At 65.9% G+C, this 13,072-nt stretch carries 13 protein-coding genes and 1 pseudogene; 12 read left to right on the top strand and 2 right to left on the bottom strand.

Annotated elements, in window-relative coordinates; genetic code table 11:
• Positions 1 to 308: 308 nt before the first annotated feature.
• The 5 genes and pseudogenes from AC3A6X_RS35085 to AC3A6X_RS35065 form a co-directional block, all read left to right on the top strand.
• Positions 309 to 863, top strand: a pseudogene (locus AC3A6X_RS35085) (serine hydrolase domain-containing protein); the annotation flags it as partial.
• Positions 767 to 1,354, top strand: coding sequence for a serine hydrolase domain-containing protein (locus AC3A6X_RS35080; protein ID WP_487846502.1), 588 nt, complete (start codon positions 767 to 769; stop codon positions 1,352 to 1,354). The pseudogene AC3A6X_RS35085 and the gene AC3A6X_RS35080, both read left to right, overlap by 97 nt.
• Positions 1,355 to 1,406: 52 nt before the next feature.
• Entirely contained in the window at positions 1,407 to 2,393 is a 987-nt protein-coding gene (locus AC3A6X_RS35075; protein ID WP_487846485.1) for a Bug family tripartite tricarboxylate transporter substrate binding protein, read from the top strand.
• A gap of 25 nt (positions 2,394 to 2,418) precedes the next feature.
• Positions 2,419 to 3,075, top strand: a complete 657-nt coding sequence (locus AC3A6X_RS35070; protein ID WP_487846484.1) for a flavin reductase family protein — start codon at positions 2,419 to 2,421, stop codon at positions 3,073 to 3,075.
• A 622-nt stretch (positions 3,076 to 3,697) separates the two neighbouring features.
• Positions 3,698 to 3,925, top strand: a complete 228-nt coding sequence (locus tag AC3A6X_RS35065) for a hypothetical protein (RefSeq protein ID WP_487846483.1) — start codon at positions 3,698 to 3,700, stop codon at positions 3,923 to 3,925.
• 142 nt (positions 3,926 to 4,067) lie between these two features.
• Here AC3A6X_RS35065 and AC3A6X_RS35060 read toward each other — a convergent pair whose 3' ends face one another.
• Together AC3A6X_RS35060 and AC3A6X_RS35055 are read right to left on the bottom strand one after the other, a co-directional pair.
• Positions 4,068 to 4,541 (bottom strand): MarR family winged helix-turn-helix transcriptional regulator, encoded by a 474-nt coding sequence (locus tag AC3A6X_RS35060; RefSeq protein WP_487846482.1) that lies wholly within the window; start codon positions 4,539 to 4,541, stop codon positions 4,068 to 4,070.
• Positions 4,542 to 4,589: 48 nt separating this feature from the next.
• Positions 4,590 to 5,180 (bottom strand): TetR/AcrR family transcriptional regulator, encoded by a 591-nt coding sequence (locus AC3A6X_RS35055; protein ID WP_487846481.1) that lies wholly within the window; start codon positions 5,178 to 5,180, stop codon positions 4,590 to 4,592.
• A 202-nt stretch (positions 5,181 to 5,382) separates the two neighbouring features.
• On the opposite strand from AC3A6X_RS35055, the gene AC3A6X_RS35050 reads away from it, so the two are divergent.
• The 7 genes from AC3A6X_RS35050 to AC3A6X_RS35020 are packed head-to-tail and all read left to right on the top strand — an operon-like array spanning position 5,383 to position 13,064.
• Positions 5,383 to 6,255 (top strand): branched-chain amino acid ABC transporter permease, encoded by an 873-nt coding sequence (locus AC3A6X_RS35050; protein WP_487846480.1) that lies wholly within the window; start codon positions 5,383 to 5,385, stop codon positions 6,253 to 6,255.
• 4 nt (positions 6,256 to 6,259) lie between these two features.
• Positions 6,260 to 7,333, top strand: a complete 1,074-nt coding sequence (locus AC3A6X_RS35045; protein WP_487846479.1) for a branched-chain amino acid ABC transporter permease — start codon at positions 6,260 to 6,262, stop codon at positions 7,331 to 7,333.
• The gene (locus tag AC3A6X_RS35040; protein WP_487846478.1) at positions 7,330 to 8,094 is read left to right on the top strand and encodes an ABC transporter ATP-binding protein; all 765 of its coding nucleotides are present in this window, start codon (positions 7,330 to 7,332) and stop codon (positions 8,092 to 8,094) included. Before AC3A6X_RS35045 ends, AC3A6X_RS35040 begins: the two co-directional genes overlap by 4 nt.
• 4 nt (positions 8,095 to 8,098) lie before the next feature.
• A complete protein-coding gene (locus tag AC3A6X_RS35035; protein ID WP_487846477.1) occupies positions 8,099 to 8,881 on the top strand; it encodes an ABC transporter ATP-binding protein in 783 nt (260 codons plus the stop codon).
• A 15-nt stretch (positions 8,882 to 8,896) separates the two neighbouring features.
• Entirely contained in the window at positions 8,897 to 10,099 is a 1,203-nt protein-coding gene (locus AC3A6X_RS35030; protein WP_487846476.1) for an ABC transporter substrate-binding protein, read from the top strand.
• Between the two features lie 5 nt (positions 10,100 to 10,104).
• Entirely contained in the window at positions 10,105 to 11,877 is a 1,773-nt protein-coding gene (locus AC3A6X_RS35025) for an AMP-dependent synthetase/ligase (protein WP_487846475.1), read from the top strand.
• A 2-nt stretch (positions 11,878 to 11,879) separates the two neighbouring features.
• Entirely contained in the window at positions 11,880 to 13,064 is a 1,185-nt protein-coding gene (locus AC3A6X_RS35020; RefSeq protein WP_487846474.1) for an acetyl-CoA C-acyltransferase, read from the top strand.
• The last annotated feature ends 8 nt before the right edge of the window (positions 13,065 to 13,072 follow it).

Raw genomic sequence — 13,072 nt, 5'->3', positions numbered from 1 at the left:
CTAACATAGCCTTCGTTGACTAAACGTGCGTTCACCTACGGTAGACGCTGCCACTTCAACCCAGCTCGATCGCAAATGCTTACCGGAACTTGCATCAGCACTCCCGCGATGCCTGGACGCATGAGATGGAGCTGCGACCCTGGATTTAAACGTTCTGAGGCTCTGACATGCCGAATGACATCGCCGCTGTGAAAGCCAACGCCGGTTCCGTACGGTGGCGTGCCGTCGCATCCGTCGACGGTCCTCGTAGCCGCCACGGTGATCACTCGTGATGAAACCTTTACACCGGGGCGCAGGGAGCGCGCACGCTCGGCGCCTTCACTTCGATGGACCTGGAGGCGGTGATGCTCATCGCCTCCATGACCAAGCCCCTCACCAGCGTCGCAGCGACGCAGTTGGTCGAACAAGGCAAGCTGCGCCTGGACGGTCCGGCGGCCGAGGTGATCCCCGCGTTGGGTGTTCTCAAGGGTCTGGAGGGCTGGGACACGAATGGCGCGCCCCAGCTGCGCGATGCCAATGGCCAACTCTCCCTCCGGCATCTGCTCACCCACACGTCCAGCGTCACGGACGATATCTGGAACGCGGACCTAGAACGCTTCTCCCGAACGCAGAACGTCCCCGGCATGCTGATGGGGCAGAAAGCGGCGCTGCGCGTGCCTCTGTGCTTCGACCCCGGCGCGCGCTGGGAATATGGCATTGGCACCGATTCGGTGGGCCAGCTGGGCGAAGCCTGGGTGACTACTTCCATCGCAACGTCACCGGACCGCTGGGCGTGGACAGCACGGCGTTCAAGATCAGTACGGCCATGCGCACCCGCCTTGCCGGCATGCACTTGCACGGCGACGGCGCAAAGTTGTCCGTGATCCCTCTCAAAACAGTGCGGGATCCGGAGTTCGAGTCGGGCGGCGGAGGCCTGTACGCCAGCGACTACCTGAAGTTCATGTGCATGATCCTCAACGCGGGGCGGGGCAACGGCAACCAGGTCCTCAAGCCCGGATACGGTGACCCTGATGTCGCGCAATGCCGTGGGCGCGCTTCGCGTGGGCAAGCTGCACACGCAGACTCCCTTTCTCGCGCGCAAGTCGAAATCTTCCTCGGCATGCCCAAGACCTGGGGCCTGGGCTTCACGATCAACGACAGCGCCGCGCCCAACAGCCGCAGCGCCGGCAGCCTGGCCTGCGCGGGATTGGCGTACTTCTGGGTCGACCCCACCCTGAACATCGCAGGCCTTGCCATGATGCAGGCGCTGCCGTTCGGGGGAACCGAGAACCGTGGACGTGTTCTACGGTTTCGAAAAGGGCGTTTACGCCTCGCTGAGCTGATGCCGTGTAGGCGGATCACCACCTCGACATGACTCTTTCATTCACAACACCTCGCCGGTTTTGACCGGCGCACCGGAGACAAACATGAAAACACTGATTCGCAGACTCTTTGATGCCGCTGTTGTTGTGGTCGCGCTTAGTGGCGCCGCCGCCACCGCGCAGCCCTATCCGAACAAACCCATCCTGATCAAGATCGGTTACCCGGCCGGGGCCGGGGTCGACGCTGCAGTACGGCCATCCGTACCCGTGTTGCAGCGCGCCCTTGGACAAAACCTGGTAGTCGACAACATGCCCGGTGCGAGCGGCTCCATCGCGGCGATGAACGTGCTGAACGCGGCGCCCGACGGATACACGCTGCTCGCCACTAACGGTACGGATTTGGCGGTGGCGCCGCTCACGGTCGCTTCGGCCAAGTACACGTCCGACAGCTTCAAGCTCATCGGTTCGTTCGGCAGCGCGGACATGGTCCTCGTCAGTCATCCCGACCGCCCTTTCAACAACCTCAGCGCGCTCGTCGAACAGATGCAAAAGCCTGGCGCGAAGGAGTTGTCCATTGCCCACTGGGGCCAGGCCTCGCTCGCTCATCTTGCGGCCGATGAGTTGCAGAAGCGGGTCGGCGTCAAGTTGCTGGAGGTGCCGTACAAAGGCATCGCTCCCATTGCCACGGCCGTCGGCGGCGGCGACGTGGACCTCGCGTTTGTACCTCTTGGGGGGCCGATCCTGGGAATGATTCAGACCGGGCGGATCAAGGCCATCGCCATCGCGAGCACCAAGCGACATCCGCTCCTGCCGGAGCTCGCGACGCTCGGCGAGCACGCGCGATTCAAGAGCTTCGAGTTCGGCATCTGGGCGGGCTTGCTCGCGCCCGCGCGTACACCCGATAGCGTTGTCGCGCGCCTGAACAAGGCCTTCCACGAGTGGAACGACAGTCCGGAATTTCTCGCGCTCGTGAACGCGCAGGGCTTGCGCAAGCTGGACTCCATGACGCCGCAGCAGGCAGCGGCCTTCTTGCGTGCAGAGAACGAAAAGTTCATCAACATCGCCAAGACCCTTAACCTGGTGGCGCAATAACGCCACCGCAGGAAAGGCCCATGCGATGACCGTTCGAGACTTTCACTACTACGAGCCCGCCAATGGCCACGGGCTGAGCCACAACCCGCTCAATGCGCTGGTCGCGCCGCGGCCTATCGGCTGGATCTCTTCACGCGACGCGCAGGGGCGGGTCAATCTCGCGCCCTACAGCTTCTTCAACGCGTTCAACTACGACCCACCGATCATCGGATTCTCTTCGATCGCGTGGAAAGATAGCGTTCAAAACGCATCAGAAACGCGCGAGTTCACCTGGAACCTGGTCACCCGTGAACTGGGGGACCAGATGAACCAGACCTCAGCACCGCTTCCGCACGGGGAAGACGAGTTCCCGTTTGCCGGCCTTACGGCCGTGGCCGGGCGCAAGGTCAACGTCCCGCGGGTGGGCGAAAGCCGCGCAGCCATGGAATGCAAGGTCATCGACATCGTGCAGTTCCGAAACACCGAAGGCGAAAAGGTAAGTGGCTGGCTCGTGTTGGGCGAGGTGGTGGCCGTGTACATCGACAAGACACTCCTGAAAGACGGCGTTTATCAGACAGCCGACGCATATCCGATCATGCGGTCCGGCGGGCTGAATGATTATGTTCAGGTTTCGCCCGAGAATGTTTTTCAGATCGCCCGGCTCGTGGGCGCCAGCAGTCCGACGTCGCACGGCAAGGGATAGCAACATCTGCAAGGCGGCGACGTTGCGCTTGCTTTGGACTGCGCCCAGGGGGGCGCTTGCGTCCTGGCTCATTCCGCCGCCGGTACTGCTCCTCCACGCTCGGCGCCAAGTAGCTCACGCACGCGCTGCCGGCGCCGCAGACCATCCGCATCGCCCGCCCGGAACTCGTGACGCGGACACTGCGCGTCCGCCGGTCCGCTCCGGCCGTCACTGCGACCACGTTGCAATCAACAGCTTGAGCTTACCTGTGGGCGTGGAAGGCCCCAGCGCCATGGCTCCAGCCGGGTCGCAGGGACGTGCGGGACCGGGTTCCCGAACCTCCGTAAGCAGTCAGAACTGGGTCGTTCCGCAGGCCCGCCTTCCCGAGTTCGGCCTCGTAGTGGCGGCCCATCGGACGAGGCAGTTGATGCAACTTCGTGTCGGTAGAGGCGAAGTGGCTGGGAATGAAGGATCGTTCAGTAATATGCCGGCAAGCGGCCCCACGGCTCGATGTCAAGCCGCGACGGTCAGGGTGGTTTCCTCGGGCGCGCTTGCTTGTCGTCCAGCGCACGTGTCTGGTCGATAAATCGGCGGCTGGAGGCGAGGATCTCCTTGCGCGTCCGCTCGGACTCCCACGATCAGTGTGGGCTGCGTCGGCCTGGATGGCGACGTCCTGAACGCCTCCGCCGGCAAGGGATCAGAAGCGGCGAGCGTGCAGCGATTGGTCGAGCGCATGGAACGCAATGAGTTCGACCTGGTTGCCGTCGGCCGGGTATTGCTCGGCGATCCGCACTGGGTTTCGAAGATTCAATCGGGCGGTCACACGAACCTGAAGGGCTTTGACGCCGCCGCACTGGGTTCACTCGTCTGATCGAACTGCGACGCTGATGGCTGATCGCTAGTCGGCCGCTTTCGAATAGTGGCCGAAGCCTTCTTCAGTGCCTAAATCGAGCACACCCTCGACACATCCCCTTCTCCCCACGTCGCGAATCCGGGACATGGCTTGATGTCATTCATTCCACTGCTGAAATGCGCATCAAGCACTCCCCGATGAGCGCATGCAATGCGCTGACATTTCGGCTCCCAATCAACTGGTGCACTTTGGCTTGGGCCACGCTCCATTGAGGCATGCCCTCGGCACACTTGCCACGGCCCGCAGCGGTGATACGCACGCTCCGAGTGCGCCCGTCAGTACCCGGTCCAAGATCCACCCAACCTGTCGAGATGAGGGGCTTGAGAGTGCGTGTCAGCGTTGACGGAGAGAGCGTCATCTTCTCGGCCAGATCGCAGGGGCGCACCGGCCCGTGTGCCAGGACTTCCATCAACAGCCGGTACTGCGTGATTCTGAGACCGACCTTGCTGAGTTCCGCGTCATAGTGCTGCCTGATCAGGCGGGCGAGCTGGTGCGCCTTGGTGTCGGTACAGGCTGACCGCTGAAGGCCCGCGGCAGCGAGCGCGTGCGTCTGCGGCGCAGAGAGCGTTTGCATTGGCACACGTGCGGGAGTGGCGCGCCGAGACAACATCGGCTTCGGCTGTCAGGACACCTTGGACGGCTTTGCGGGAGCCTCATCCAGTGCATGCGTCTGGTCGATGAAGCGTCGGCTGGAGGCCAGGATGTCCTTGCGGGTGCGCTCGGATTCGACCGCGCGCGACAGGACCAGTGCACCGACGCACTGGGCAATCAGCGCCCACGCCGCATCCGGGTCGCCGATGCGCGAGCTCCAGCTCTTCTGCAGGCGCTTCAGGCCCTCCTCTACCGCAGTCCGCACCTCGGGCCCCGCCCTTGCGATCTCGGGTCCCAGTGCCGGCAGGACGCAACCAGTTTCCGGGTGCAGGGCGTGATACGAACTCAGGTAGCTGCGCAACCGCTTGGCGACGTGGTCGGGCGGCGACTCGCGGTCCCCGGCGAGCATCTCGGTGCTGTTCGAGACTTCGAGCTCGACGAGCTCGGCGAATAGCGCTTCCTTGGACGGGAAATGGCCGTAGAACGCCCCCCCGCTCAGGCCGATGCTCGCCATCAGTTCATCGACGCCGGTTGTACCGAAGCCGTCCTTCTTGGCGATCGCACGGGCATTCGCGAGCAGCTTCTTGCGGGTTTCCTCTTTGTGGTTTGCCGGATAGCGCATGAATGAGCCTCTACAGATCGTGGGAGTACCCATCATAGCATGCAAGTCGTTTGCTAAACGGACGTAATTCCATCAGCTCATCGACCTTCCGGGCGAGGGTTTCTCCCTGCTGCAGACCCACTCCAGCGTGTTGACGCAGCCGTGATTGCAAACCTATAGTTCACCACCGTTTACCAAACGATCGTTATTTAAAGCCAAGCCGATGACCCAACTGACCCAGCTGATCGTTCAAGGCATCTCCAGTGGTGCCATCTACGGTCTCGTCGCACTCGGCCTCGTGCTCAGCTACAAGGCGACCGAGGTCCTCAACTTCGCGCAGGGCGACGTGGTGATGCTCTCCGCGTTCCTCGGCTGGGGCCTGGTCGTCGCGGCGGGCCTTCCGTTCTGGCTCAGCTTTTTTATCGTGCTGGGCATTTCGGCGGCGCTTTGCTTCCTGCTGGAAGCGAAGATCATGCGCAGGATCGTCGGCCGCCCGCAGTTCTCGGGCGTCATGCTCACCATCGGTATCGGCTTCATGATCCGCGGCGGCGTCAGCATGTTCTTCGGGCCCGAGTCGCGCAGCTATCCCACCCCGTGGACGGGCCAATCCATGCAGCTCGGCGGCAGCGTGGTGGCCGAACTCAACCTGGTGATCGTCGGCGCCGCCATGGGCGTGACGGCGCTCCTGTATTACTTCCTGCGCCGCACCACGCTCGGCATCGCCGTCCACGCGACGTCGCAGAACCAGCTGGCGGCCTATCTCTGCGGCGTGCGCGTGAAGCGGCTCAACTCGCTGGTGTGGGCCATCTCCGGTGCCATTGCCGCACTGTGCGGGCTGCTGCTCGCGCCCATCACGCTGGTCGACCTGGGCCTGTGGTTCGTCATGCTCAAGGCGCTGGCGGCGCTGGTTCTCGGCGGCTTCGGGAGCGCGCCGGGCGCCGTCATCGGCGGGCTCCTCATCGGCCTCATCGAACAGTTTGCGGGCGTCTACCTGCCCGACGGCGTCAAGGACGTGGCGCCCTACCTCGTGCTCATTGCGGTTCTCGTCCTGTATCCGCGCGGGATCCTGGGCCAAAGCCACGGCCGGAGGGTCTGACACCATGGCACGTTACGAAACGGGATTCGAAGACGGCCGGCGGCTGCTGCGCGGCAAGCACGAGCGGCTCGCGTACGGCCTGCTCGCCGTGGCCTTGGTGGCTGCGCCATGGGTGCTGCCGGCCTACCACATCGGCGAGGCGACCTTCATCCTCATCATGTGCGTCGCGAGCCTCGGCCTCATGATGCTGACCGGCTTCACCGGCCAGGTGTCGCTCGGCCAGTCCGCATTCGTCGGCATCGGCGCCTACATCCACACCATCCTGTTGACCCAGGGCGTGCCGCTGCCGGTGTCGCTGCTCCTGACCACCGCGGGCGCGGCGCTCGGCGGGCTGCTCGTCGGCATGCCGGCCATCCGCGTGTCGGGGCTGCACCTGGCGATGGTGACCATGGCGTTCGCCATCGTGTGCGAGCATGTGCTCGGCCGGTGGAAGAGCGTCACCGCGGGGCACAGCGGCATGGCCGTGCCGGACCCGACGCTGTTCGGTCTCAGCCTCGGCGGTCCCCGCGCCTTCTACTTCCTTTGCCTGGTGGTGCTGGCGGTGGTGTTGATCCTGCTGGTCAACCTGATGCGCTCCGCCACCGGCCGCGCCTTCATCGGCATCCGCGACTCGGAGGCGGCGGCGCAGGGCCTGGGCATCGACGTCGCGCGCACCAAGGTGCTGGCCTTCAGCCTTTCGGCGGCGTGCTCCGGGCTTGCCGGTGCACTGCTCGCGCACCAGATGCAGCACATCACCCCGGAAGCCTTCGGCCTCGCGCTCTCATTGCAACTCGTGCTGATGGTGTTCATCGGCGGACTGGGAAGCCTGCGCGGTGCCATCCTCGGCGCGATCCTGATCGGCCTCCTGCCGTCGTTCATCTCCTCGCTGAAGGAGGCGCTGCCCGCGAGGCTCGGTGCGCAGTTCGGGCTGGAGCTCTTCGTCTACGGCGCCGTGCTGACCTTCTTCGTCCTCCTGGAGCCGGGCGGCCTGAACTCACGCTGGGTTCGCATCCGCAAGGTCCTGGCCGAGTTCCCCTGGGTGCGCAAGAGCAGCGCCCACAAGACCAAGGTCTACATGAAATCGGAGCGCTACCGATGAGCCCCGCATTCTTCGAAGTCGAGCGATTGAGCCTGTCGTTCGGCGGCGTCAAGGCCGTGCGCGACGTGAGCTTCTCGATTCGCGCGGGAGAGATCCTCGCGGTGATCGGACCGAACGGCGCGGGCAAGACATCGCTCCTGAACCTCATCACGCGCGTGTTCGACGCCAGCAGCGGCAGCATCCGCTTCAACGGACAGGAGATCTCGCGCTTGGCGCGGCACGACGTGGTACGCCAGGGCATCGCGCGCACGTTCCAGAATATCGAGCTGTTCGAAGGCGCCACGGTGCTGGAGAACCTGCTGCTCGGCCGCCACCGCGCGAACCACGGCAACTTCTTCTCGCAGATGTTCAATCTGCCCTCCGTGCAGCGTGCGGAATCCCACACACGTGAGCGCGTCGAAGACGTCGTGCGCCTGCTGGATCTCGCCGCATTCCGGCATCGACCGGTGGCGGAACTGCCCTACGGCGTGCGCAAGGTCGTCGAGCTTGGTCGCGCGCTCGCCGCCGAGCCCCGGTTGCTGCTGCTGGACGAGCCCGCCTCCGGGCTGAACCCCGAGGAGACGCGCAGGCTCGCCTACTGGCTCGAAGACATCCAGGCCGAACTGGGCGTCACCGTGGTCATGGTGGAGCACGACATGTCGCTGGTCGCCGCGGTCGCCAGTCGCGTGGTCGTGATGGACCAGGGACAGGTCCTGACCGATGGCACGCCGGCGCAGGTGCAAGCCGACCCGCGCGTGATTGCGGCTTACTTGGGGACCTGATCTCATGACTTCTCTGCTCTGCGTCCGCAATCTCGAGACCTGGTATGGCCCCGTGCGCGCGCTTCACGGCGTGAACCTCGAAGTGCAAGCCGCGCAGATCGTCACGGTGCTGGGCGCCAATGGCGCCGGCAAGACGACCTTGCTCAACACCATTGCGGGCGTGCTCGCGCCCTCCAACGGAACGGTCGAGTTCGAGGGCCGGCCGATCGGCGGCAAGGACGCCGATGAGGTCGCTCGCGGCGGCGTGGTGCTAGTTCCCGAGGGCCGCCAGATATTCCCGTTCCTCACCATCGCGGAAAACCTGCGCATGGGCGCATTCGCCCGGAAGGACTCGGACATCGCGCACGACATCGAGCAGCTGTACGACTGGTTCCCGCGCCTGCGCGAACGCCAGCGCCAGCAGGCGGGCCTGCTTTCCGGCGGCGAGCAGCAGATGCTGGCGATCAGCCGCGCGCTGATGGGACGGCCGCGCCTGCTGCTGCTGGACGAGCCATCGCTGGGCCTCTCGCCTCTGTTCACCAAGGACATCTTCGCCATCATCCGGCGCATCCGCGAGCAGACCAGGACCGCCGTGCTCGTGGTGGAGCAGAACGCAGCCATCGCGCTGGCCACCGCCGACCACGGCTATGTCATCGAACTGGGGCGCGTGGCTGCCGCCGGAAGCTGCGAGGCCCTCTCGCAGCGCGAAGACATCAAGGAGTTTTACCTGGGTGGCGCATCGCACCACCTGCCGCAAGGTGTCGCTGGCGGGATCCGGCCGGCACGGCGACGCCCTTCCTGGAACTGAGAAAAGGACCCTGCCATGACACTCGATCGCCGAACCCTTCTGAAGACAAGCCTGGCCGCCGTCGCGCCAGGCGCCCTGTGGACGACATCCGCGCGCGCAGCCACGGCGGGTGTCGGCGACAAGGAGCTCGTCCTGGGCACGCACCTGGATCTTTCCGGGCCCGTGGCGATCGCCATGCCCGTGATCCGCAACGGCATCCAGATGCGTATCGACGAGGCCAACGAGGCCGGCGGCATCAACGGCCGCAAGCTCCGGCTCGTGATCGAGGACAACGCGAGCCAGCCCTCGCAAGCGGTGCGCGCCGTGGACAAGCTGATCCGCAAGGACGAAGTCTTCGCCCTGCTCTGCCCGTTCGGTTCCGGACCGAACGTGGCCACGGTCAAGAAGGCGGTGGACGCCGGCGTGGTCTGCTTTGCGCCCTATGCGGCCTCGGGCCTCGTGCGCCAGGCGGCCGGCCAGACGCCGCTGCTCTTCACGACCAACCTGAACTACGACAGCACGACCTCGGCGGCCGTGAAGTGGGCCACCGGCAACCTGGGCAGCAAGAAGGTCGGGTTCATCTACCAGGAGGGCCCGTTCGGCGACCTGGTCGGCAAGGGCGTGAAGGCGGCGCTCGCCGCCAAGGGCGCGCCGCTTGCGGCCGAAGCCAGCTACAAGGTCGGCGATCTCGATTTCTCCTCGCACGTGGCTCGCATGCAGGCCGCGGGCGTGGACCTGATCGTCTGCGCGACCACCACGCGCGAGACCATCGCGGTGGCGGCCGAAGTGAAGAAGCTCGGCCTGGCCGGCGTCAACGTGCTGACCGCCAGTCCCGGCCGCGCCGGCCTCACCATCGCACTCGGCAAGGACGCGATGGAGGGCGTGTATGGCGTCGGCACCTGGCGCATCGCTACGCCCGACCAGGCCACCGCCGACGAGAAGGCTTGGGCCGAGAACTACCGCAAGCGTTTCAAGGCCGAGCCGGACGACGTGGCCGCTGCCTTCTACGACTACACCAGCTGGTTCCTGCAGGAAGTGCGCAACGCGGGCCGCGACCTGACGACCGACAAGCTGGTGAAGGCGCTGCAGGCATCCACTTTCAAGGGCGTGTCGTCCTACGACACGCAGCGCTTCGCCAACAACCACATCGACCCCGAATGGACGCGGGTCGAACAGGTCGTGCAGGGCAGATGGACTGCACGGTCGAGCGTGGTCGACCCGGCCAAGGGCGCCCTGTGATCCACGTGTCGGCATCCCTGGCCGCGGACGAGGCGCGCCTCGCGACGCTGCCGCAGTTGTGGCGGCGCCGATGCACCCAATGGGGCGATCGGCCCGCACTCCGCCACAAGGAGCGCGGCATCTGGCAGGGGCTGTCCTGGCGCGGCTATTTCAGCGAGGCGCGGGCCATCGGGCTGGCCCTGGCCGAGGCCGGGCTGCAGGCCGGCGAGGTGGTCTCCATCCTTTCGGACAACCGGCCCCGGTGGCTGGTTGTCGACATGGCCGCGCAGGCCATGGGCTTTGTGTCCCACGGCATGTACCCGTGCAGCACGGCCGCGCAGATCGGGCACGCGCTCGTGGAGGCCGGGACGCGGGTGATCTTCGTGGAGAACGCCGACCAGCTGGTGAAGGTGCTCGCAGTGCGCGACGCGTGTCCCGAACTGCGCCACATCGTCGTGCTCGAGACCCGTGGCCTGCTGCGGTTCACGGACCCGCAGGTCAGCGCCTACGACGAATGGCATGCGCGCGGAACGCAAGCCGCGGCCAGGGAACCGGCGCTGTTCGACAACCGCATCGACGCAGGCACCGGCGAGCAGGTCGCATACCTGGCGAGCACGGCCGGCAGCACCGGCCCGGCGCGGCTGGTGGCCCAGCGGCAGCACGACGTCCTGCGGGAAGTGCGCACCATGAGCCACTGGCTCCAGCTGCGCCCGGGGGACCGCGCGCTGTCGATCATGTCGCTGGCGCAGTACGGCGAACGCATGCTGGCGCAGAAGGCCATGCTCATGCACGAAACCTTGCTTCACCTGCCGGAGAACGGGGCCACCGTGTTCAACGACATGCTGGAGGTCGAGCCGCACTTCCTGTTTGCAGCCCCGCGCTTCTTCGAAAAACTGCAAGGCATGACGGAGCTGTTCATGCAGGAAGCCGTGCCTTCTGCCCGCAACGCGTACGCCGCCTGCCTTGCACCGCGCCGGCCGGGCTGGCTGCAGCGCACGACGCGCGGGCGCATACGTTCGGCCCTGGGCTTTCGCAACGTGCGCGTCGCGCTCGCGAGCGGTGCTTCCAGTCCCGCGCAGGTCGCCGACTGGTTCGACGCCATCGGAGTTCCGATGCTCGACTGCTACGGCATGGCCGAGGCCGGCTTCTGCAGGATCGTTCCCGCCAGCAGATCGCAGGAGGCTGCGTCCACCCCCATCGAAACAGGCACGCAGCTGAAGCTGGCACCCGACGGCGAGGTGCTGGTGCGCGGCCCGGTCTCGCGTCCGGCCTATTGGGCGCGCGGAAAACCGGGCGCTGCCGCATCCCTTGCGGACGGCTGGCTGCGCACCGGCGACCTCGGGCGTGTCGACGAACACGGCCGCTTGCACCTGCTGGGCCGCGTGCGCGCGCGGGCCATCGGCGCGGGAGGCGAGCACATCAGCCCGGAGATTGCGGAGGACGCGTTCCGGCTCAGTGCCTACATCGCGGATGCGATCGTCGTTCCGGCGGAAGACGGGCGTTCGGCCGCGCTGCTCGCTCTTGACGAAGAGCGGATCAGGAAGCATGCACAGCAGCACCGCCTGCCCTTCACAGACTATGCCAGCCTGCTCGGCCTGCCAGAGATCACCGCGCTCATCGCTGCGCAGGTGGACATCGCGAACGGGCGATTGCCCGAAAACCATCGCGTGCGAACGATCCGCGTCATTCCGCGCTCGCTGCACCAGGGCGACGAAGAACTCACCCCCGCGCTGCGCCTGAACCGCTCGGTCGTGGCGAGCCGCTACGCCAATCTTTTTACCGAACCCCTTGGAGTCTGACCATGAGAGAAGCCGTCATCGTTTCCACCGCTCGCACGGGCATCGGCCGCGCCTTTCGCGGCGCATTGAACAACATCAAGTCGCCGACCCTGATGGGCCATGCCATCCAGCATGCGGTGCAGCGCGCGGGCATCAACCCCGAGGAAGTGGAGGACGTGGTGATCGGCAGCGCCATGGCCGCCGGCACCGCGGGCATGAACATCGGACGCCTCGCGGCGCTTGCGGCGGGACTGCCGCAGTCGGTGCCGGGCCAGACGATGGACCGGCAATGCGCGTCGGGCCTGATGGCCATCGCGACGGCGGCCAAGCAGATCATCGTCGACGGCATGGACGTGACCGTGGGCGGGGGGCAAGAGAACATCTCTGCCGTCCAGAACCCCTTCGTCAAGTGGGTGGGCGAAGAGGCCGACCCGCTGCTCGTTGCGCGCGTGCAGCACGCCTACATCCCGATGCTGAACACGGCCGAGATCGTGGCGAAGAAGTACGGCATCTCGCGCGAGGCGCAGGACGCATATTCGACTGAAGCACAGCGCCGCACCGCCCTGGCGCAGGAGCGCCACCTGTTCGACGACGAGATCGTGCCGATCAAGGCGCGCATGGCCGTGGCCGACAAGCAGACAGGTGCGATCAGCTACCGCGACGTCACGCTCGACCGCGACGAAGGCAACCGCCCCGACACCACGCTCGAAGGCCTTTCCCAGCTCAAGCCGGTCATCGAAGGCGGTGTCATCACCGCGGGCAACTCGAGCCAGCTGTCGGATGGCGCATCGGCCTGCGTGCTCGTGGAGCGGTCCGTCGCGGAGCGCCGCGGGCTCAAGGCGCTGGGCACGTACCGCGGCATCGCGGTGGCCGGCCTCGCGCCCGAGGAGATGGGCATCGGCCCGGTCCTGGCCGTGCCCAAGCTGCTGAAGACCCACGGGCTCACGGTGAACGACATCGGCCTGTGGGAATTGAACGAGGCTTTCGCCTGCCAGGTGCTGTATTCGCGCGACCGGCTGGGCATCGATCCCGAGAAGCTGAACGTCAACGGCGGCGGCATCACGATCGGCCATCCTTACGGCATGACCGGCTCGCGGCTGGTGGGGCATGCGCTCATCGAGGGCAAGCGGCGCGGCGCGCGCTTCGTCGTCGTGACGATGTGCGTCGGCGGCGGCATGGGTGCCGCGGGCCTGTTCGAGGTGGCCTGACGCAAGGA

Source organism: Variovorax sp. Soil_C_12, from assembly GCF_057657375.1.
The sequence above is the reverse complement of the archived record's forward strand: the minus strand, read 5'-3'. Positions and strand labels throughout refer to the sequence as shown.

Coding starts and splice junctions, on each gene's coding strand:
- AC3A6X_RS35075 (WP_487846485.1), top strand. CDS start 1,407: ATGAAAACACTGATTCGCAGACTCTTTGATGCCGCTGTTGTTGTGGTC.
- AC3A6X_RS35070 (WP_487846484.1), top strand. CDS start 2,419: ATGACCGTTCGAGACTTTCACTACTACGAGCCCGCCAATGGCCACGGG.
- AC3A6X_RS35060 (WP_487846482.1), bottom strand. CDS start 4,541: ATGCAAACGCTCTCTGCGCCGCAGACGCACGCGCTCGCTGCCGCGGGC.
- AC3A6X_RS35055 (WP_487846481.1), bottom strand. CDS start 5,180: ATGCGCTATCCGGCAAACCACAAAGAGGAAACCCGCAAGAAGCTGCTC.
- AC3A6X_RS35050 (WP_487846480.1), top strand. CDS start 5,383: ATGACCCAACTGACCCAGCTGATCGTTCAAGGCATCTCCAGTGGTGCC.
- AC3A6X_RS35045 (WP_487846479.1), top strand. CDS start 6,260: ATGGCACGTTACGAAACGGGATTCGAAGACGGCCGGCGGCTGCTGCGC.
- AC3A6X_RS35040 (WP_487846478.1), top strand. CDS start 7,330: ATGAGCCCCGCATTCTTCGAAGTCGAGCGATTGAGCCTGTCGTTCGGC.
- AC3A6X_RS35035 (WP_487846477.1), top strand. CDS start 8,099: ATGACTTCTCTGCTCTGCGTCCGCAATCTCGAGACCTGGTATGGCCCC.
- AC3A6X_RS35030 (WP_487846476.1), top strand. CDS start 8,897: ATGACACTCGATCGCCGAACCCTTCTGAAGACAAGCCTGGCCGCCGTC.
- AC3A6X_RS35020 (WP_487846474.1), top strand. CDS start 11,880: ATGAGAGAAGCCGTCATCGTTTCCACCGCTCGCACGGGCATCGGCCGC.